Raw genomic sequence first — 20,619 nt, 5'->3', positions numbered from 1 at the left:
GTCTGCTCGGCCGTGGCCGTGTGGATGCGGGGATACAATCCGCCACCGCCGAACAAGCCAGGCTGGTTCTGGTCGATTCGCCTCATGGAAGTGCGCTCGCTTTCCTCGATGATTGTTTGCGAAGGGCCGCCGTCTCGGCATTTTCCCGGCCCGCCGTATTTCTGAATTCATGTCGTCAGCCACCCCCCCACGTCGTCGGCCCGACTGCTCGGCTGGATTCCGAACTGGCCACCGCAGGGGTTTCACTGCGCCCATCTGAAAACGTGCTGGCCACGCTGGAAGTTGACCTGAATCGGCAGCTTCGCTTCGGGGCCGGCACGCTCGTCATTACAGATCAACGGCTTATATCGCGGTTTCCGGATGAAACGGCATGGCGCAGCTGGGATCTGACCCCCGGACTGTCGCTGTCGCACCACGACTATGCCGGCGTGGGCACGCTCGAATTGCGCGATCCGCAGCAGCAACTGGCTGTCTGGCGCTTCACGCTGGGCCACAACCCGGCCGCGCTGCAACTGCTGGGCCAATTCGAACGGGCGCTTGCGGCATCCCAGGGTGCCGCGGCTGTGCCGGTGGACGAGCCCATCGGTCCCGAGGCGGACGAGCCGGAGGACCTGCCCGAGGACAAGCCGCCGTCCACCTGGACGCTGTTTCGCCTGTGGCGCTTTGCACGGCCGTACCGCTGGCGCCTGTTCGTGGCCTTTTGCCTGACGCTGGCGGCCACCGCCGCCACGCTGGTGCCCCCGTACCTGACGATGCCCCTGATGGACAAGGTGCTGATCCCGTTCCAGAACGGGCAGCAGATTGACACCGGCTATGTGACGCTGCTGCTGTCGGGCCTGCTGGGCGCATCGCTGCTGGCGTGGGTGCTCAGCTGGGCCAAGACCTACATCCTGGCCCTGGTGTCAGAGCGCATCGGCGCCGACCTGCGCACAAGCACTTACGAGCACTTGCTCAATCTTTCACTGGAATACTTTGGCGGCCGCCGCACGGGCGACCTGATGGCGCGAATTGGATCGGAAACGGATCGCATCAACGTCTTCCTGTCCCTGCATCTGCTCGACTTTGCGACCGATGTGCTGATGATCGGCATGACGGCGGTGATCCTGTTCTCCATCGACCCGACGCTGGCCATGGTCACCCTGGTGCCGCTGCCGATCATTGCCTGGCTGATCCACGTGGTGCGCGACCGACTACGTACCGGCTTTGAGAAGATCGACCGGGTTTGGAGCGAGGTGACCAACGTCCTGGCCGACACCATACCCGGCATCCGCGTGGTCAAGGCCTTCGCGCAGGAAGAGCGCGAGGCTGGCCGTTTCAAAGAGGCCAACCGCTACAACCTAGCGGTCAACGACAAGCTGAACAAGCTGTGGTCGCTGTTTTCGCCCACCGTCACGCTGCTGACCGAGATCGGGCTGCTGGTGGTGTGGGCGGCCGGCATCTGGCTGGTCAGCCGCGGGCAGATCACGGTCGGTGTGCTGACCGCCTTCATCGCCTACATCGGACGCTTTTACAGCCGGCTGGATTCGATGAGCCGCATCGTGTCGGTCACCCAGAAGGCGGCGTCGGCGACCAAGCGCATCTTCGAGATTCTGGACCACGAATCCAGCGTACCCGAGCCCAGGAACCCGGTGGCGCTGAATCGGGTGGAAGGCCGCATCGAAGTGCGCAACGCGGCGCTGCGCTACGGCAACCGTTCGGTCATCCGGGGGCTGGACCTGACCATCGAGCCGGGCGAAATGATTGGCCTGGTCGGTCATTCGGGCTCGGGCAAGAGCACGCTGGTCAACCTGATCTGCCGCTTCTACGACGTGACGCAGGGCGCCATCCTGGTGGACGGCGTCGACCTGCGGCAGGTGCGCGTGGCCGACTATCGGCGCCACGTGGGGCTGGTGCTGCAGGAGCCTTTCCTGTTTTTCGGCACCATCGCCGAAAACATCGCCTACGGCAAGCCTGACGCCACGCGCGAGGAGATCGTCGCGGCCGCACGGGCCGCGCACGCGCACGAATTCATCCTGCGGTTGCCGCAGGGCTACGACTCGCTGGTGGGCGAGCGCGGCCAGGGGCTGTCGGGCGGCGAGCGCCAGCGCATCAGCATTGCCCGCGCGCTGCTGATCGACCCGCGCATCCTGATCCTCGACGAAGCGACGGCGTCGGTCGACACCGAGACCGAGCGCGAGATCCAGAAGGCGCTCGACAACCTGGTGCGCGGGCGCACCACCATCGCCATCGCGCACCGCCTGTCCACCCTGCGCAAGGCCGACCGGCTGGTGGTGATGGACAAGGGACTCAAGGTGGAAGAGGGCACGCACGACCAGTTGATGGCCCACCGCGGCGCGTACTGGCGTTTGTACGAAGCGCAGGCGCGGCAGGAAAAGGCCGAACGCGACCGCATGCTGGTCACGGAAGATCCGCCCGCGCCCCCGCCGGCCTTGCCGACCGCGCCGCTCATCGACCGTGAGGCCGAAGTCGACCCCGCGGCCGGGCTGAAGGAGGAGCACAAATGAGCGCGGCGAGCATCGTTTTCGGGTTGCGCCGTGACGCGTTCGGGCGCCTGGTGCTGACCGATGCGCAGGGCAACGAGCACATCGGCGTGGTGGCGGTGCGCGCCTTTCCCATCGCGGCGCCCGACGAAGGCGTCAGCCTGGTCGACACCGATGGCCACGAACTGGCCTGGGTCCCAAGGCTGAGCGCGCTGCCCGCAGCGGAGCAGGCGCTGCTGTCCGAAGCGCTGGAGCAGCGCGAATTCATGCCCGTGCTGCGCAGCCTGAAATCCGTCAGCAGCTTTGCCACGCCCAGCACCTGGGTCGTGGAAACCGACCGTGGGCCGACCAGCTTCGTCCTCAAGGGCGAGGAAGACATTCGGCGCCTGGGGCCGGGGCTGCTGATCGTCAACGACGCGCACGGCGTGCAATACCTGATCCGCGATCTGATGGAGATGGACAAGCACAGCCGCAAGCTGCTCGACCGGTTCCTGTAGGGCGACGGCGCCAGGGCCGCAACCCACCCGTTCAGCCGGCCGCGCGGCAGCTGGCGCTCAGATCAAGCTGGGGTCGATACACCTGCGTCTGCACGCCCAGCAGGCCCAGCGCGGTGTGGAAGTAATGGTCGTGCGACGCTCGTTCATCGGCCTTGGCCTTCAGGCACGCCACCGTGACACCACTTTGCTGCTCGAACCGCGGTGACAGCCAGGTGACCCAAGGGACGCGCTTTTGCACATCGGGCGCCATCCGGTAGGGCAGACCGTGCAGGTACAGGTTGTTCTCACCCAGCGATTCGCCGTGGTCGGACAGATACACCAGCGCCGTGGCCGAAGCTGCGTCGTGCGTGCGCATCCAGTCAATGGCCTGCGCCAGGAAATGGTCGGTGTACAGGATGGTGTTGTCGTACGCGTTGACCACCTGCTCGCGCGGGCACTGCTGCAAGGCATTGGTCGTGCACTCGGGCGTGAACCGCTTGTGCGCGGCCGGTGTGCGCTTGTAGTAGGCCGGGCCGTGGCTGCCCATCTGGTGCATGAACACCACCACACCGCGGGCGCGCCGCTCGGCCGGCAAGGCCGCGATGCGCTCGTCCAGACCGCGCAGCATGACTTCATCAAAGCACTCGTCCCCGCTGCACAGGTCGGGAGCGGCGGCGTGCAGCTGCTTGTAATCGACCTTGGGTACGCGGTCGCACACGCCCTTGCAACCGCCCGCCTGGTTGTCCAGCCACAGCACGCCATAGCCGGCGCGTTGCAGCACGTCGACCAGGCCTTCGGTGTTGGCGTCCCGGCTTTCGAACGCCTCGCGCCCCAGGTGAGAGAACATGCAAGGCACCGACGCCGCCGTGTTGGTGCCGCAGGACCACACATTGCGCAGGCTGGCGACGTTTTCACGCGCCAGGCGCGGCGTGGTGTCACGCGCGTAGCCGTTCAGACCAAGGTGGTCGGCGCGGGCGGTTTCGCCCAGCACCATGACCACCAGCGGTGGCTTGGCGCCGGTGGCGGGTGGCTTCAGCTGCGCATCTTCGCCGAGGGGTAGCACGGCCACGCCGCTGCGTTGGACCGGCTGTTGCCCGATGATGGCCAGCGCGTAGAACGAATTGAGCGGGTTGATGAGAAAGCGCAGCTGTGTGTGGTTGCGCATGGTCGACGACAGGTCGCGAAAGAACAGGCCCGCCGACGCCACCACCACCGCCACGGCCAGCAAGGCCAGCGCCAGGTTGTGAAAGGCCTGCCGACCGGGAGTGGCCCAGCGCACCGGGGCACGCCACACCGCCAGTGCAGGCACCACGCCGAGCACGGCCAGCACCCCGAACAGCTGCGGGCTGAGCAGGTCGCGCGCTTCGCGCGAGTCGGTCAGCAGCACGTTGATCATCATGGTGCGGTCGATGACGATGCCGTAGCTGACCATGAAGAAGGCGCCGCCCGCGGCCGCCAGCAAGAACAGCACCAGCACGGGCTTCAGCGTCCAGCGCCAGGCCAGCAGCGCCAGCGGCAGGGCCGTCAGCGCGGCCACGCCCACGCCAAAAGCGACCATGAAGGCCAGGCCGCGACCGTCGGCCAGTTCCGGCAGGGCGGCCATGGCACGCCACAGCGCCACGTTGCCGATGGTGGCGATCCACAGCGTGACCAGGAGCACCAACGTGGCCGGCCGCATCGACCACGCTGCGTCCCGCCCACCGCCCATTCGGCCGAACGAGCGGCGCCGGTCAGGCAACGTGGGGGCAGGGGAGAAAGGCACCGTGCGAAATCAAACGACTTGGAAGACTGTCACTCCCGCGCAGGCGGGAATCCATGGCTCCACCGGCAAGGCTGAGGGCAGCGACTGTGCATTCCCGCCTTCGCGGGAATGACGAGGAAGCGGGGCGGCTTCACGTGGATGTCTTTCGGGTCAACAGCGAGGTGCGAGGACGGCCAAGGGGTGAATCCGCCCATGCAGCCGGCCGTCAGTCTAATGCCACGCAACAACTACCGGCCCGGGTACAGCCGAAATTCGGTCGCTCGCCTCACGCTCCAAAGAAGCTCTTGAGCCGATCCGTCCAGCTCTCGGTGCTGGGCGAATGCTTGGCCCCGCCTTTTTTCAGCGACTCGTCGAACTCTTTCAGCAGCTTGCGCTGGTGTTCGGTCAGCTTCACCGGCGTCTCGATGCTGATGTGGCAGTACAGGTCGCCCGGATACGACGAACGAACGCCCCGGATGCCCTTGCCGCGCAGGCGGAACTGCTTGCCGGCCTGCGTGCCGTCGGGAATGTCGATGGCGGCCTTGCCGTTCAGCGTGGGCACCTCGATTTCGCCGCCCAGCGCGGCTGCGGCAAAGCTGATCGGCACCACGCAGTGAAGGTCGTCGCCGTCGCGCTCGAAGATGTCATGCTTCTTCAGGCGAATCTCTATGAAGAGGTCGCCCGGCGGGCCGCCGTTGGTGCCCGGCTCGCCGTTGCCGGCTGAGCGGATGCGCATGCCGTCGTCGATGCCGGCCGGAATCTTCACTTCCAGCGTCTTCTGCTGCTTGACCTTGCCCTGTCCATGGCAGGTGCCGCAGGGGTCCTTGATGATCTTGCCCTTGCCGCGGCAATGGGGGCAGGTCTGCTGCACGCTGAAGAAGCCCTGGCGCATCTGCACCACGCCCTGGCCGTGGCAAGTGCCGCAGGTGGTGGCGCTGGTGCCCGCCTTGGCGCCGCTGCCGTGGCAGGTCTCGCACTCGTCCCAGCTGGGGATGCGAATCTGCGCGTCCTTGCCGGCGGCCGCTTCTTCCAGCGTCACTTCCATGGCGTAGCTGAGGTCGGCGCCGCGGTAGATCTGCTGGCCGCCCCGGCCACCGCGCTGCTGGCCGAAGATGTCGCCGAAGATGTCGCCGAAGGCCTCGGCAAAACCGCCAAAACCGTCCGGGCCGCCGCGCATGTTGGGGTCCACGCCGGCATGGCCGTACTGGTCGTACGCCGCCTTCTTCTGCGGGTCCGACAGCATCTCGTAGGCTTCCTTGGCCTCCTTGAACTTCAGCTCGGCGGTTTGCGCGTCACCCTGGTTGCGGTCCGGGTGATACTTCATCGCCAGCTTGCGGTATGCCTTCTTGATCTCGTCATCGGACGCGTTCTTGGGCACGCCCAGAACTTCGTAGTAATCGCGCTTGGCCATCAGGGATTCTCGATTTCCACTCTCGACATAACAAAGCCGCGCAGACGATGCCAGTGCTCATCTGCGCGGCGCACGGGGGCGCGCGGGCCAGGGCCGCGCAGCACCCGTCAGTCTTTCTTGACTTCCTTCACCTCGGCGTCGACCACGTTGTCGTCGGCCGCGGCCGAGGAAGCCTGTGCACCGGCACCCGGCGCTGCGCCCGCGCCCTGGGCCGCGGCTGCGTCGGCGTACATCTTCTCGCCCAGCTTCTGGCTGGCGGTCATCAGCGCCTCGGTCTTGGCGTCGATGGCGGCCTTGTCGTCGCCCTTGATCGCCTCTTCCAGCGCCTTGATCGCATCCTCGATCTGGGTCTTTTCGCCGGCATCCAGCTTGTCGCCGTGCTCGGAGACCGACTTGCGCACGCTGTGCACCATGGCGTCGCCCTGGTTGCGGGCCTGCACCAGCTCGACCCGCTTGTGGTCTTCGGCAGCGTTCAGCTCGGCGTCCTTCACCATCTGCTGGATCTCGGACTCGGACAGGCCCGAGTTCGCCTTGATGGTGATCTTGTTCTCCTTGCCGGTGGCCTTGTCCTTGGCCGACACGTGCAGGATGCCGTTGGCGTCGATGTCGAAGGTCACCTCGATCTGCGGCATGCCGCGCGGGGCGGGCGCAATGCCTTCCAGGTTGAACTCGCCCAGCAGCTTGTTGCCGCTGGCCAGCTCACGCTCGCCCTGATAGACCTTGATCGTCACGGCCGGCTGGTTATCGTCGGCGGTCGAGAAGGTCTGCGCGAACTTGGTCGGGATGGTGGTGTTCTTGGTGATCATCTTCGTCATCACGCCGCCCAGGGTCTCGATGCCGAGCGACAACGGGGTGACGTCGAGCAGCAGCACGTCCTTGCGGTCGCCCGACAGCACCTGGCCCTGGATGGCGGCGCCCACGGCCACCGCCTCGTCGGGGTTGACGTCCTTGCGCGGCTCCTTGCCGAAGAACTCCTTCACCTTGTCCTGCACCTTGGGCATGCGGGTCTGGCCGCCGACCAGGATCACGTCGTCGATGTCGCCCACGGACACGCCCGCGTCCTTGATGGCGGTGCGGCAGGGCGCGATGGAGCGCTCGATCAGGTCCTCGACCAGGCTTTCGAACTTGGCACGCGTGAGCTTGATGTTCAGGTGCTTGGGGCCCGAGGCGTCGGCCGTGATGTAGGGCAGGTTGATGTCGGTGGCTTGCGCGGACGACAGCTCGATCTTGGCCTTTTCGGCCGCTTCCTTCAGGCGCTGCAGGGCCAGCACGTCGTTCTTCAGGTCAACGCCGGCTTCCTTCTTGAACTCGGTGATGACGTAGTCGATGATGCGCTGGTCGAAGTCTTCGCCACCCAGGAAGGTGTCGCCGTTGGTGGACAGCACCTCGAACTGCTTTTCGCCATCGACGTCGGCGATCTCGATGATCGACACGTCGAACGTGCCGCCGCCCAGGTCATAGACGGCGATCTTGCGGTCGCCCTTGACGTCCTTGTCCAGGCCGAATGCCAGCGCGGCGGCCGTCGGCTCGTTGATGATGCGCTTGACTTCCAGGCCGGCGATGCGGCCCGCGTCCTTGGTGGCCTGGCGCTGGCTGTCGTTGAAGTAGGCCGGCACGGTGATCACGGCCTCGGTCACGGCCTCGCCCAGGTAGTCCTCGGCGGTTTTCTTCATCTTGCGCAGGATTTCGGCGCTAATCTGCGGCGGCGACAGCTTCTTGCCGCGCACCTCGACCCAGGCGTCGCCGTTGTCGGCCTTGACAATCTGGTAGGGCATCAGGCCGATGTCCTTCTGCACCTCTTTCTCGTCGAACTTGCGGCCGATCAGGCGCTTGACGGCGTAGATGGTGTTCTTGGGGTTGGTGACGGCCTGGCGCTTGGCCGGCGCGCCAACCAGGATGTCGCCGTCTTCCTGGTACGCGACGATGGACGGCGTGGTGCGCGCGCCTTCGGCGTTCTCGATCACCTTGGTCGAGTTGCCTTCCATGATGGCCACGCAGCTGTTGGTGGTGCCCAAGTCAATGCCAATGATCTTTGCCATGTTGTTCTCCGTGAATCTGAAATGAAGTGGAATAGCCTGAAGCTGCGGTTGCGCGAGGGGTTTTCAAGCGCGGGGCGCGTTATTTCGGCGCCGCGACGGTGACCAGCGCCGGGCGCAGCACGCGGTCGGCAATGGTGTAGCCCTTCTGCAGCACGTGGACGACGGTGTTCGGCTCCTGCTCCGACGGCACCATGCTGATGGCCTGCTGGTCGGTCGGGTCGAATCGGGCGCCCGCCGCGGGGTTCACTTCAACCACCTTGTTGCGCTCCAGCGCCGACAGCAACTGGCGCAGCGTGGCTTCGGTGCCTTCGCGCAACTGCTCGGCGCTGGCGTTGTCGATCTTCAGTGCCGCTTCCAGGCTGTCGATGACCGGCAGCAGGCTTTCGGCGAAGGATTCGACGGCGAACTTGCGGACCTTGGCCACTTCGTCGTCGGCGCGGCGGCGGGCGTTCTGCGCCTCGGCCTGGGCGCGCAGCGACTGGTCGGTCAGATCGGCGACCTGGGCCTTCAGCGCCTGCACCTCGGCCAGCGCGTTGTCGTGCGCCGCGGTGAGTTCAGCGGCCTCGGCGGCTGCCGCGGCCTCCAGTTCCTCGGAACTCATGGGCGGGTCGAAGGAGTGGTGGGGGTAGGGGTTTTTGGGGTCGTGCATGCAGGTTCAGTTGAATGACGATCGGTGTGGAAATGGGGTTTGCTTGCATGTGGTTGCGATCAGCCGGCTTTTCAAGGCTGGAAACCCATGGCAATTGCCTTTTTTGGCCCCGCAGCAACGAAAAAACCGCCCGCAGGCGGCTTTTTCAGGCCCCGCAGGGCGGTTGACCACGCAATCAGCCCGACACGCCCAGCAATTCGACGTCGAACTTGAGCGTGGCGTTGGGGGGAATCACGCCACCGGCGCCACGGGCGCCATAGCCCATGTCGGGCGGAATGATGAGGGTGCGCTGGCCGCCCACCTTCATGCCGGCTACGCCTTCGTCCCAGCCCTTGATGACCATGCCTGCGCCCAGCGGAAACTGGAAGGGATCGTTGCGGTCGCGGCTGGAATCGAATTTGGCGCCCTGTTGGCCGTTGTTGTAGAGCCAGCCGGTGTAATGGACGGTGACGTTCTGGCCCTTGCGGGCTTCGGGGCCGGTGCCGGGGCGGGTGTCGGTGATCTGCAGTCCGTCGCTCATGGAAAATTGCTTCTAAAAATATAGCTGCCTGCGCTTGTCTGGCAAGCGCCAGAGGCGAATTTCAATGCCTGCCGACGCGGCCGGCGGCCGGTTTACTTCTTCTTGGCCTGGGCGGCGACCCACTTGGTGGCGAAGGCTTGCAGGTCGGACAGGCGCTTGACCAGGTCGGCGCCGCTGACGGTGAGGCTGTAGCCGTCGGAACCGTGCGTGACCAGATTGGCGGCGCGCAGTTCTTTCAGGCGCGTGTTGAGTGTGTTGGGGGTGATGCCGCCGACGCTGTCTTGCAGCAGGCGGAACGTCTGGGGATGGCCGTCGCGCAGGGCCCACAGCACGCGAATGGCGTAGCGCGCTTCGAGCAGCGCCAGCAACTGGCCTGTGGCGGCATTTTCTTTTGAACTCATGTCAGGCTTCTCCTCAAGTTCGCTAAGGTGCGTATGAGTCACTATATCGTAAATTTGTAGCACGCTACCAGTTTCATAGCTCCCTGCGCCTATGGGGCGTGGGTTTGGCGCTACAAATTACTGACCCGTCCGGGCCGGCAAGGGGAAAACCCCACTTCCGCGGGTCTAGGAATACAGCTTCTGCAGCAGGCGGATCAGGGTGCGCCGCTCGGTGGTGCTGAGGGCGGTGGTGGCGGCCGCTTCCTGCTCGGCCACGGTGTCTTCGGCCGCCCGCATCAGCGCTTCGCCGGCGGGCGTCAGGTGCAGGCCCAGCGCCCGGCCGTCCTGCGGGTGGGGCCGGCGCACCAGCACGCCGCGCTTTTCCAGCGCGCCGATCTTGCCGACCAGGTTGGGCGGCAGAAGGGCCAGCGCGTCGCACAACTGGCGCGACGTGACGCCCGGGTTGTGCCGGATCACCGACAGGATCGAGAAATCGACGATGCGCAGCCCGAAGGTCGCCAGCCCCGGCATGATCTGGCCAATCACGGCCAGCGCCGCCATGCGGGCGTTGTAGCCCACCATGGTCTGCAGGAAGTCGTTGTCCAGCGCGCCGGCCGTGGCGGCTTCGCGGTCGGGCAGCAGGTCGGTCGTGCTCACGGCGGGGTCGGCTGCGGGGCGCTCAATAGAGCCGGTAAACGCGGATCAGCACCGCCGGGCGCGGCCGCAGGCTGTGCAGCGTGCCGACATGGACGGACTGGTTCAGCCACGCATACTTGCCTTCGGGCGCCGTCAGGGTGACGTGCGAAAAGCGGTAGTCGCGGCCGGGGCCGTCGGGCCGCGTCAGCACCTGGTTGTGCACGGTGATGATGGCGCCGTCGTCGGTCTGCATCTCGTACAGCGCGTCGAGCATGCGGGCGCCGTCCTTGCGCAGCAACTGGCGGTCGGCACCGCCGGCCAGCACCTTGCCGCGCAGGCGCGGGCCTTCAAACGTGCCGCCGGTGATAGGCACCATGCGGCGATCACCGAGCGGGCCGGCGCCCAGGTCCAGCGTGGGCGCCAGTTCGGCCACGGCTTCGTAGACCAGTTCGGTGCGCGGCAGCACCAGGGGGATGGCGGCCACATCGGGCGCGGCGGCGGGATTCGGCGCGGGCGCTTGCTGGGCGCAGGCGCCCAGGCTGGCCGCCAGCGCGGCCGTGGCGACAAGGCGGATCAGCGTGGCGGCGAGGCGGGGCGGGCGGTGCAGGGTCATGGCGGGTGGAGGCAGGGTGGACTCAGGCGTTGGCAGGCTGCATTTGCCCGACGATGGCCAGGCGCATGGCGAATTCGGGCAGCACCCGGTCGCTGAAAGCCCGCGCCGGCGCCTGCCAGCGCGCAGCGGCGGGCGCGGCCGCCGAAATTTGCGTCCAGGCCCAGCCCAGCAGCGCGATGGCGCTGGCGCGCAGGTAGTCGTCGGCCACGTGGTAGGCCAGCGTGGCGTCGGCCGCGCAGCGTGCCGCCAGGGCGCGGGTCGCTTGTTGCAGCGCCTGCAGGGCCTGGGCGGCATCGCCCGTGGACTGCGCCTGCAGGTCGGCCAGCAGGGCGCACCAGGCGTCGCCGCCATCGGCCAGCACCTTGCGCACCAGCAGGTCGATGGCCTGGATTTCGTTGGTGCCTTCGTAGATCATGGCCACGCGCGCGTCGCGCACGTGCTGCTCGATGCCCCATTCGCGCACGTAGCCGTGGCCGCCAAACACCTGCAGGCAGTCGCTGCCGCCGTGGAAGGCCTGGTGCGTGCACGCGGCCTTGAGCACCGGCGTGACCAGTGCGCACCAGCGCTCGGCGCGCTGGCGGCGCGCGCCATCGGGGTGCTGGCGGGCGATGTCGAGCTCCAGCGCCGTCTGGTAGGCGATGACGCGGCTGCCGTCGATCCAGGCGCGCTGGGTGTCGAGGATGCGGCGCATGGCCGGGTGCTCGATGATGGCGCTGGTCTGGCTGGCACCGGGCGCGCGCATCTGGCGCCGCTCGTGGGCGTAGGCGTCGGCCTTCTGCCAGGCGGCGGACAGCAGGCCGATGCCCTGCAGCGCCACATGCAGGCGGGCCGCGTTCATCATGACGAACATGGCGGCCAGGCCCTTGCCGGGCTGCCCGACCAGCCAGCCGCGCGCATCGTCGAAGCGCATCACGCAGGTGGGTGAGCCGTGCAGGCCCATTTTTTCCTCGATGCGCTCGCAGGCGACGGCCGAGCGGGCGCCATCGGCATAAAACTTCGGCACCAGAAACAGCGACAGCCCCTTGGGCCCCGGCGGCGCATCGGGCAGGCGCGCCAGCACCAGGTGCACGATGTTGTCGGTCAGGTCGTGCTCGCCGCCGCTGATGAAGATCTTGGTGCCATTCAGCTGAAAGGTGCCATCGGCCTGCGGCACGGCGCGCGTGCTGCACAGGCCCAGGTCGCTGCCGGCGTGCGGCTCGGTCAGGCACATGGTGGCCAGCCATTCGCCGGTGGCGATCTTGGCGAGGTACTGGCTTTTCAGCGCCTCGCTGCCGTGGTGCTTGAGGCATTCATACGCGCCGTGCAGCAGGCCCGGCGCCATGGTCCAGCCGTGGTTGGCGGCGCTCAGTGATTCGTACAGGGCGGCGTCCAGCGCGGCGGGCAGGCCCTGGCCGCCGTCTGCCGGGTCGGCCGACAGCGCGGGCCAGCCGGCCTGCCAGAAGGCCTGGTAGGCCTCGCGAAAGCCCGGCGGCATGGTGACGGCGCCGTCGTGCCAGCGCGCGCCGATCTCGTCGCCAGCGCGGTTGAGCGGCGCGATCTCGCCGTCGATGAACCGGGCCATTTCATCGAGCAGCTGGCGCATCAGCGCCTCGTCGGCGTCGGCCATGGCGGGCAGGTCGGCCAGCTGGCGCGGCGCCTGCAGCACGTCGAACAGCACGAAGCCGATGTCCTCGGCGGGCACGCGGTAGTCGTTCATTTGCTATTTTTAATATAGCTGCTAGCGCAGACTGGATCTGCGCCAGCGGCCATTTTCATGCATGCATGCCGGCCGTGGCCCGCGCGCGGCGGGCCACGGCCGGTGCGGGCGCCGCTTACTTCTCGACCTTGAACTCGCCGCCGGTGACTTTCATCATCACGCCGGTGTCCTGCGTGTAGCCCCAGTGGTCGGCGGGCGTCCAGTTCAGCACGCCGTGCGCCAGCGTGGTCTTGCCGATCTGCTCAAAGGCGTCGCGCAGGGCGGCGCGGAATTCGGGCGTGCCGGGCTTGGCCTTCTTCAGTGCGATCGGCACCGCCTTTTCCATCACGATGATCGAGTCGTAGGCGTGACCGGCAAACTGGTTGCGCGAGCCGGGGCCGTAGGCTTTTTCGTACTGCTGCACGAACTTGATCGCTTCGGCCTTGGACGGGTGCGAATCGGGCAGTTGCTCGGCCAGCACGGCGGGGCCGCTGACGACGAAGCCGCCTTCGACCGCCTTGCCGCCCACGCGCATCAGGTCGCGCGTGGCAGCGGCGTGGGTCTGGTAGACCTTGCCCTTGTAGCCGCGGTCGGCCAGCGCCATCTGCGGCATGGCCGCGCCCGAGCCCGAGGCGACGACCAGGATCGCGTCCGGGTTGGCCGACACGAGCTTGAGCGCCTGGCCGGTCACGCTGGTGTCGGCGCGGGCAAAGCGCTCCACGGGCCCGAACTTGATGCCGGCTTTCTCGGCCTGCGGCTTGAAGTCGTTGAGCCAGGTTTCGCCGTAGGCATCGCTGTAGCCGAGGAAGCCCACGCTCTTGATGCCCTGCTTCTTCATGTGCTCGATGACGGCGTGGCCCATCACGGCGTTGGACTGCGGCAGGCGGAACAGCCACTTGTCCTTGCCAGCCGGCACGCCCACGGGCGACCACGAAATCTGCGGCGTGCCCGATTCTTCGGCCACCTGCACGATGGCGGCGGCCACCGGCGTGGCGACCGAGCCCATGATGACGTCGACCTTGTCGTTGGTGACAAAGCGCTTGGCGTGCGTGACGCCCTGGTTCGGGTCGGTGGCGTCGTCCATCACGATCACGTTCAGCTTTTCGCCGGCAATCGTCTTGGGCCACAGCTTGGCCTGGTTGCCCACCGGGATGCCCAGGCCGGAAGCCGGGCCGGTGAGCGGCGCGATCACGCCGATGGTGATGTCGGCCAGCACGGCGCCGCTGGCAGCCAGGGCGGTGGCGGCCACGATGGCCTTGAGGGTGAAGCGGGTCATGGGTCGTCTCCTTGGGGTGGTTGAAAAAGAAAAAAGGGTGAACGCGTCAGTCTTCGGGCTTGAAGCCGGAAGACGCGACCAGTTGCGACCAGAAGGCGGTTTCGGACTTCTGCACTTGCGCCAGTTCCTGCGGCGTTGACGCGCTGGCCACCAGCCCGTTGCGCGCCAGCGGCTGCGCCAGGGCCGGCGCGGCGGCCTGCACCGCGCGTGCCAGGGTGGCCAGCGTGTCGGCCGGCACGGCGGCCGGGGCGTACAGGCCATACCAGCCGTCGATCACCAGATCGACGCCGGATTCCTTGAGCGTGGGTACGGCGCTCAGCAGGGTAGAGCGGCGCGACCCTGTGGTGGTCAGCACGCGCAGCTTGCCGGCCTTGTGGTGTTCCAGCATGTCGGCCAGCGGCGCGATGGCGAGCGAAATCGAGCCGCCGATCAGATCGACCAGCGAGGGCGCGGCGCCGCGGTAAGGCACGTGGGTGAGTTGCAGCTTGGCCCGCTCGCCCAGGCCCTGGCCGATGAAGTGCGGCACCGTGCCAGCGCCGGGCGAGCCGAACGAGGCCTTGTTGGCCGGGTTGCGCGCCCATTCCAGGTAGTCGGCGAAGGTCTTGGCCGGCGTGGCCGGGCCAGTGGCCAGCGCAAAGTCGAACGTGGCCACGCGCCCCACCGGCGCAAAGTCGGCCACCGGGTCGTAGCGCAGGCCACGGTAGATGTGCTGGAACAGCGTCATGGCGCCGTGCGGCACGAACACCAGCGTGTCGCCGTCGGGCTTGGCGGCCTTGGCCGCCTCGACCGCCAGGCGCCCGCCCGCGCCGGTGCGGTTTTCAACCACCACGGGGCGCTTCAGCTGCACGCGCAACTGGTCGGCCACCAGGCGCGCCGTCTGGTCGGCCGAGCCGCCCGCGGCAAAGCCGACCAGGATTTTCAACGGCTGACCCGCAGATTGCGCACGCACGCCGGGCGTGGCCGCTGCCAGGGACGCGCCCATCCAACCGAGGACATGGCGACGAGACGGATGGAGAGCGTTCAACTGCACTGCTCCTTGATGAAGTCCGGCACGGCGATGGCCTTCAGCCGATCCGGGTCACCGTCGGGGTGCACCACGAAGGCGCGCGTTTCCAGCCCTTCGCACAGCACCAGATCGCCGCGCTTGACGACGTGCTTTTGCACGATCACCTTCTCGCGCCATTCGGCCACATGCGTGTGCACCTGCAGCGTGTCGCCGTAGGTGGCGGGCTTGAAGAACTTGGTGTGGATCTCCAGCAGCGGCGTGCCGATGATCCCGTGCGTTTTCTTCAACTCGCGCCAGGGCGGAATCCCGCATTGCATGAAGAAGTCGAGCGACGACGCATCCATCCACTTGCAGAAATTGGGAAAGAACACGATGCCGGCCGGATCGCAGTCGCCGAACATCACCTTGACTTCGTAAATCGTCGTCTTGCTCATGGTCTGGAACTCAACGTTTGAAAGCGGTTTGACGGACTCAGTGTTAACACCAGTCGCCGTGGGGTGGGCCATGCGGGGGGGGCGCCGTGGAGCGGGCTGGGCCCGGCCACTGGCGTCGTCCCCCGCCGGGGGAAGGCGCGTCAGCGCCACAGGGGGTTATCTGGGACTCATGCGCAGCGCGCCATCCAGGCGAATCACCTCGCCATTCAGGTGCCCGTTGGTGACGATGTGGCAAGCCAGCTCGGCAAATTCCTCCGGCTTGCCCAGGCGGGCCGGGAAGGGGATCGATGCCGCCAGCGACTGCTGCACGGGCTCGGGCAGGGTGCGCATCAGCGGCGTGCTGAACAGCCCCGGCGCGATGGTGCAAACGCGGATGCCGTGCTGCGCCAAGTCGCGCGCCATGGGCAATGTCATGCCGACCACGCCGCCTTTGGATGCGCTGTACGCCTGCTGGCCGACCTGGCCGTCAAACGCGGCCACGCTGGCGGTGAACACCATGGCGCCGCGCTCGCCGTCTTCCATCGGCTCCAGCTTGGCACAGGCGGCAGCAAACAGGCGCGCCGCGTTATAGGTGCCGATCAGGTTGACGTTCACGACCTTGATGAAATCCTCCAGCGGCGCGGCGTTGCCGTCCTTGCCCACCACGCGCTTGGCCGAGCCGATGCCGGCGATCTGCATCAGTATGCGCGCCGGGCCGTGCGCGGCGGCGGCCTGCTCGATCGCCGACTGCATGCTGTCGCCATTGCTCACGTCGCATTGGATGGCCAAGCCGTTGATATCGGCGGCGACCTTTTTGGCGTTGTCCAGGTTCAGGTCGAGCACCGCCACCTTGGCGCCCAGGCGCGCCAGTTCACGCGCCGTGGCTTCGCCCAGGCCCGAGCCACCGCCGGTGACGAGGGCTGCTTGTCCGTTGATTTGCATCTTGATGACTCCTGTTTTTATAGCTGCTCGCGCTTGTCCATCAAGCGCTGGAGGCCTTTTTGATATTGAAACGGTCAGGCCGCCGGGTTCTCCAGCAGCAGCGCAATGCCCTGGCCGCCGCCCACGCAAGCCGAGCTGATGCCGTACTTCAAGCCGTCGCGCTGCATGGCGCGCGCCACCGTGATCGTCAGGCGCACGCCGGTGGCCGCCAGCGGGTGGCCCAGCGCGATGGCGCCGCCGTTGACGTTGAGCTTGTCCAGGTCGAGCCCGAGTTCTTTGCCCACGGCCAGCGTCTGCGCGCCCTGTGCTTCGTTGATTTCGAAACGGCCGATGTCGTCCAGCTTCAGGCCGGTGCGCTCCAGCAGCAAGCGGATGGCGGGAGCGGGGCCGATGCCCATGATCTCCGGCGGCACACCGACGGCCGCCGCGCCCACAATGCGCGCCAGCGGCTGCTTGCCGTTGGCCTTCGCGTAGGCGCCCGAGGCGACCACGGCCGCCGCCGCCGCATCCACCAGCGCCGACGAGTTGCCGCCGGTCTGCACGCCGCCTTCAAACACCGGGCGCAGCTTGGCCAGCACCTCCAGCGGGGAAGGGCGGGGATGCGTGTCTTGCGCCACTTCATTCACCTTGCCTTGCAGCTTGATGCCGCGCGGCTTGTAGCCGTCCAGCTCGAACTTCTCGGTGACCACGGGCACGATCTCGCCGGCCAGAAAGCCGCTTTGCTGCGCCGCCACGGCCTTGGCGAACGAGGCGGCAGCAAACTCATCGACCTGCTCGCGCGTTATGCCGTACTTCTTCGCTAGGTTCTCGGCGGTCTGGATCATGTTGATGCCGGCGGCGGGGTCTTTCAGCGCCTCCCACATGTAGTCCTTGAAGCCGACCGGCGCGCCCAGCTTGAAGCCGGTGCGATGGTCAAAGGCGGCAATCGGGTTGCGCGTCATGCTCTCGGTGCCCACCACCAGCGCCGCCTCGCAGGCGCCGCCCTGGATGTGCTCGCCCGCCTGGCGGAATAGCTCGAAGCCGGTGCCGCAGATGCGCTGCGCCATGATGGCCGGCACCGCCACCGGCACGCCGGCGTACAGGCCGATGTGGCGCGGCAGGAAGAACTGGTCGAAGTCGCCCGGCGCCATGTTGCCGGTGACGACCGAGCCGATGTCGCTGCCCGGCACGCCCGCGCGTTTCAGTGCCTCACGCGCGGCCTTGATGCCCAGGTCGGTCGGGCTGATGTGGCCCAACGCGCCGCAGTAATCGACCATGGGTGTGCGCACGCCGTCGAGCATCCAGACGTCGTTGAAGGCGGTGAAGAATCCTTTGGTGGCCATGTCGAATATTCCGTTTCTAAGAGCCCGCGCGCAGCGGGGCGATGTTCGCGGCTTGCGCAGCCGGGGTTCCCCCGGCTGCTGCAAGCGTCCCCTTGAGGGGATGGCGGCCGCAGGCCGACTCAGGGGTGGTCATAAATTCATTCCGGGCTTGATGACGATGTGCCCCGGCGTTTCGTCATACAGCGCCTGCACCAGCGCATCGCGCTCCTTCAGCACGGCGCGCTGGTTGATGCTGCCCTTGTCGGTGATCTCGCCCTTGTCAATGGACGGCGGATCGGCCAGCAGCATCAGGCGCGCGACGCGGTTGGCGCTGCCGGTGGCGGTGAGCGACAGGTCGGTCACCAGGCTCTGAAATTTCTGCAGCACCGCGCGCTGCTTCAGCACTTCGCTCATCGGCGCATCGGCCGGCAGATCGACCAGCGAGCGCACCGCGGGGGTGGGAAAGATCAGCGCGCCGACTTCCTTGCGGTTCAGCCCGGTGACGACCACGTCCTGCACGTAGGGCGCACCGCCTGCGATGACGCGGCCGCGCAGCGGGCCGACGCTGACGAAGGTGCCGGTCGCCAGCTTGAAATCTTCCGCAATGCGGCCGTCGAAGCGCAGGCCCTGGTGCTTGTCCTGCGGGTCGATCCAGGTCACGGCGTCGCCGGTGCAGAAGAAGCCTTCGTCGTCAAACGCCTCGGCCGTGGCCTCGGGTCCGCGCCAGTAGCCGGGTGTGATGTTGGGGCCGCGGTAACGGATCTCCAGCTTGCCGTCGATGGGCACCAGCTTCAGCTCCAGCCCGGGCGTGGGCAGTCCCAGGTCGCCGGCCTTGACGTTGGGGCTGGTGACAAACAGGCCGTAGGGGCTGGACTCGGTCATCCCTAAGCCGCTGGTCATCACGATGCGCTCGCCGATCTCGGCTTCTTCGCTCTCAAAAAGAGAGTCCCACACCGGCTGCGCCAGCGCGGCGCCGGCGTAGAAGAACATCTTCACGCGCGAGAGGAAGTTGCGGCGCAGCTCGGCATCCTGCTTCATGGCGTTGGCGATCGCCTCGAAGCCGGTCGGCACGTTGAAGTACAGCGTGGGTGCGATGTCGCGCAGGTTGCGCAGCGTCTCGTGCATCAGCGCGGGCGTGGGCTTGCCTTCGTCGATGTAGAGCGTGCCGCCGTTGTTCAGCACCAAGCCCACGTTGTGGTTGCCGCCGAAGGTGTGGTTCCACGGCAGCCAGTCGATCAGCACCGGCGGCTCCTCGGCCAGCACCGGCATCGACTGGCGCATCTGCTGCTGGTTGGCGCACCACATGCGGTTGGTGTTGATGACGGCCTTGGGCAGCTTGGTGGAGCCGCTGGTGAAGAGGAACTTGACGATGGTGTCGGGGCCGGTGGCGGTGTGCGCGGCATCGACGGCGGGCGTCGGTTCGGTCGCCAGCAGGTCGGCAAACGAAGTGGTCGTGCGCCCCTTCAGGTGCGCATGGTCGGCGTGGCGCGAGACCGCCACTTCGCAGCCGGCGGGCGCGACGGCGGCTATGGCGGCGCCGTAGCGGTCGCCGTCCTCCGCCCAGATCAGGCCGGGCGTCAGCGTGTCGACGACGTGGCGCAGCTTGCCGTAGTCCTTGCTGATGGTCGAATACGCGGGCGACGCAGGCGAGTAGGGCACGCCCACATACAGGCAGCCCAGCGCCAGCAGCGCGTGGTCGATGCCGTTGTCGCTGAGGATGACCACCGGCCGGTCCTGCGACAGCCCGCGGTCCAGCAGCGCCTGGCCGATGCGGCGCGCGGCGTCGAGCGCCTGCGCGTAGGTGACGTGGCGCCAGTCGCCCGTCTTGCCGTCGGCGGTGCGCACGCGCTGGGCGATGAAGGTGCGGTCAGGCGCCTCGCGCGCCCAGTGGATCAGCCGGTCGGACATGCGCTGGGCATGCGCGTCCAGCGCCTGTTCGGCACGCACGTACTGCGCGCCGTCCGGCTGCTCGCGCACCTCGGCGCGCGTCACGCCAAAGGTCAGCGGCCGGTACTTGGGCGGGGCCGCCGGCGCGGCCTGTGGGTTGCTCATCTTGTCTCACTCCACTCTTATATTGATAGCTGCTTGCGCTTATGCATCCAGCGCTGGGATCAAAAATTGTCCAGAGGCCGCGGAGCAGGCCACCTTGGAACGCCGCGCTCGGGGTCCCCCCCGAGCGCCAGCGTTGTCCCCCTCCAGGGGGAAGGCGCCGCAGGCGACTCAGGGGGTGTTTTACTTCAGGGGGGTCTTCTTCACTTTCGTTCCGGCCTTGCCTTCCAGAAAGTCGCGCACGCGCTGCTTGGCTTCGGGCGCGGCCTGGGCAATGGCGCTGATCAGCGCTTCGGTCATGAAGCCGTGGTCGGCCGGCTGTTCGGCAATGCGGGGCAGGGCGTGCATCAGCGCGTAGTTGGTCAGCGGCGCGTTGCCGGCGATGCGCTCGGCCAGGTCCAGCGCCTTGTCGAAGGCCTGGCCTTCGGGCGCCAGGTACTGCGCAAAGCCCAGCCGCTCGCCGTCCTCGGCGTTGTAGACGCGGCCGGTGAGCATCATGTCCATCATGCGGGCCACGCCGATCAGCTTGGGGATGCGCACCGAACCGCCGCCGCCCACGAAGATGCCGCGCGTGCCTTCGGGCAGGGCGTAGAAGGTGGTGGCGTCTGCGACGCGGATGTGCGCCGCGCTGGCCAGTTCGAGCCCGCCGCCCACCACGGCGCCGTGCAGCGAAGCCACCACGGGCACCGGGCCGTACTGCAGCGCGTCAAGCGCGGCGTGCCACATGCGCGAGTGGTGTACGCCTTCGCCGGCGTCGCGCTCCTTCAGCTCGCTCAGGTCCAGCCCGGCGCAGAAGTGCTCGCCTTCGCCGTCCAGCACGGCCGCGCGGACGCTGGCCGGCAGGTTCTGGAAGGCGTCGCGGATGGCCAGGATGAGGCCGTCGGACAGTGCGTTGCGCTTCTTGCCGCGCGTGAGTCGAACGACGGCAATGTTCTTCTTCTTGCCGATGATCTCGACCGAAAGGTCCTGGCTGGCTCGGGTCATGGGTGGGTCTCCTGTGGACGCATTATGG

General features: G+C 67.3%; 18 protein-coding genes. 2 read left to right on the top strand and 16 right to left on the bottom strand.

The features are described 5' to 3' along the window. Positions 1-212 precede the first annotated feature (212 nt). Positions 213-2,504, top strand: a complete 2,292-nt coding sequence (locus tag R0D99_RS09530; RefSeq protein WP_317751058.1) for an ABC transporter ATP-binding protein — start codon at positions 213-215, stop codon at positions 2,502-2,504. Continuing rightward, positions 2,501-2,977, top strand: a complete 477-nt coding sequence (locus R0D99_RS09525; protein ID WP_317748022.1) for a DUF1854 domain-containing protein — start codon at positions 2,501-2,503, stop codon at positions 2,975-2,977. Before R0D99_RS09530 ends, R0D99_RS09525 begins: the two co-directional genes overlap by 4 nt. A 31-nt stretch (positions 2,978-3,008) precedes the next feature. Here the strand turns inward: R0D99_RS09525 and R0D99_RS09520 are convergent, their stop codons facing one another. From R0D99_RS09520 to R0D99_RS09445, 16 genes are all read right to left on the bottom strand, one after another. Then, positions 3,009-4,694: a phosphoethanolamine--lipid A transferase gene (locus tag R0D99_RS09520; RefSeq protein WP_317748021.1), complete on the bottom strand. Its 1,686-nt coding sequence runs from the start codon at positions 4,692-4,694 to the stop codon at positions 3,009-3,011. 289 nt (positions 4,695-4,983) lie between these two features. Continuing rightward, on the bottom strand, positions 4,984-6,108 hold the full coding sequence (gene dnaJ, locus R0D99_RS09515; RefSeq protein WP_317748020.1) for a molecular chaperone DnaJ: 1,125 nt from the start codon (positions 6,106-6,108) through the stop codon (positions 4,984-4,986). A 107-nt stretch (positions 6,109-6,215) separates the two neighbouring features. Beyond that, a complete protein-coding gene (gene dnaK / locus R0D99_RS09510; RefSeq protein WP_317748019.1) occupies positions 6,216-8,147 on the bottom strand; it encodes a molecular chaperone DnaK in 1,932 nt (643 codons plus the stop codon). Between the two features lie 79 nt (positions 8,148-8,226). Then, entirely contained in the window at positions 8,227-8,796 is a 570-nt protein-coding gene (gene grpE, locus R0D99_RS09505) for a nucleotide exchange factor GrpE (protein ID WP_317748018.1), read from the bottom strand. A 175-nt stretch (positions 8,797-8,971) separates the two neighbouring features. Continuing rightward, positions 8,972-9,316: an FKBP-type peptidyl-prolyl cis-trans isomerase gene (locus tag R0D99_RS09500; protein ID WP_317748017.1), complete on the bottom strand. Its 345-nt coding sequence runs from the start codon at positions 9,314-9,316 to the stop codon at positions 8,972-8,974. A 92-nt stretch (positions 9,317-9,408) separates the two neighbouring features. Then, a complete protein-coding gene (locus R0D99_RS09495; protein ID WP_317748016.1) occupies positions 9,409-9,717 on the bottom strand; it encodes a helix-turn-helix domain-containing protein in 309 nt (102 codons plus the stop codon). 165 nt (positions 9,718-9,882) lie between these two features. Then, complete coding sequence (locus tag R0D99_RS09490; RefSeq protein ID WP_317748015.1) at positions 9,883-10,353, bottom strand: MarR family winged helix-turn-helix transcriptional regulator; 471 nt, start codon at positions 10,351-10,353, stop codon at positions 9,883-9,885. Between the two features lie 22 nt (positions 10,354-10,375). Further along, positions 10,376-10,945 carry a DUF3237 domain-containing protein gene (locus R0D99_RS09485; RefSeq protein ID WP_317748014.1) on the bottom strand — a complete coding sequence of 190 codons (570 nt, stop codon included), beginning with the start codon at positions 10,943-10,945 and terminating at the stop codon, positions 10,376-10,378. Positions 10,946-10,967: 22 nt separating this feature from the next. After that, positions 10,968-12,641, bottom strand: a complete 1,674-nt coding sequence (locus R0D99_RS09480; RefSeq protein ID WP_317748013.1) for an acyl-CoA dehydrogenase family protein — start codon at positions 12,639-12,641, stop codon at positions 10,968-10,970. A 115-nt stretch (positions 12,642-12,756) separates the two neighbouring features. Further along, positions 12,757-13,896, bottom strand: coding sequence for an ABC transporter substrate-binding protein (locus R0D99_RS09475; protein ID WP_317748012.1), 1,140 nt, complete (start codon positions 13,894-13,896; stop codon positions 12,757-12,759). 46 nt (positions 13,897-13,942) lie between these two features. Then, the gene (locus tag R0D99_RS09470; protein WP_317748011.1) at positions 13,943-14,818 is read right to left on the bottom strand and encodes a tripartite tricarboxylate transporter substrate-binding protein; all 876 of its coding nucleotides are present in this window, start codon (positions 14,816-14,818) and stop codon (positions 13,943-13,945) included. 98 nt (positions 14,819-14,916) lie between these two features. Beyond that, on the bottom strand, positions 14,917-15,336 hold the full coding sequence (locus R0D99_RS09465) for an acyl-CoA thioesterase (protein ID WP_317748010.1): 420 nt from the start codon (positions 15,334-15,336) through the stop codon (positions 14,917-14,919). A gap of 156 nt (positions 15,337-15,492) precedes the next feature. Continuing rightward, on the bottom strand, positions 15,493-16,257 hold the full coding sequence (locus R0D99_RS09460; protein WP_317748008.1) for an SDR family NAD(P)-dependent oxidoreductase: 765 nt from the start codon (positions 16,255-16,257) through the stop codon (positions 15,493-15,495). A gap of 74 nt (positions 16,258-16,331) precedes the next feature. Beyond that, positions 16,332-17,579 carry a thiolase family protein gene (locus R0D99_RS09455; protein WP_317748007.1) on the bottom strand — a complete coding sequence of 416 codons (1,248 nt, stop codon included), beginning with the start codon at positions 17,577-17,579 and terminating at the stop codon, positions 16,332-16,334. A gap of 129 nt (positions 17,580-17,708) precedes the next feature. Next, positions 17,709-19,610: a feruloyl-CoA synthase gene (locus R0D99_RS09450; protein WP_317748006.1), complete on the bottom strand. Its 1,902-nt coding sequence runs from the start codon at positions 19,608-19,610 to the stop codon at positions 17,709-17,711. A gap of 180 nt (positions 19,611-19,790) precedes the next feature. Then, complete coding sequence (locus tag R0D99_RS09445) at positions 19,791-20,591, bottom strand: crotonase/enoyl-CoA hydratase family protein (protein ID WP_317748005.1); 801 nt, start codon at positions 20,589-20,591, stop codon at positions 19,791-19,793. Between the last annotated feature and the right edge of the window lie 28 nt (positions 20,592-20,619).

The organism is Ottowia sp. SB7-C50 (genome assembly GCF_033110285.1).
In the GTDB taxonomy this organism is placed as follows: domain Bacteria; phylum Pseudomonadota; class Gammaproteobacteria; order Burkholderiales; family Burkholderiaceae_C; genus Ottowia.
Note: the sequence above shows the minus strand (reverse complement) of the source record. Positions and strands in the feature narration are given on the sequence as shown.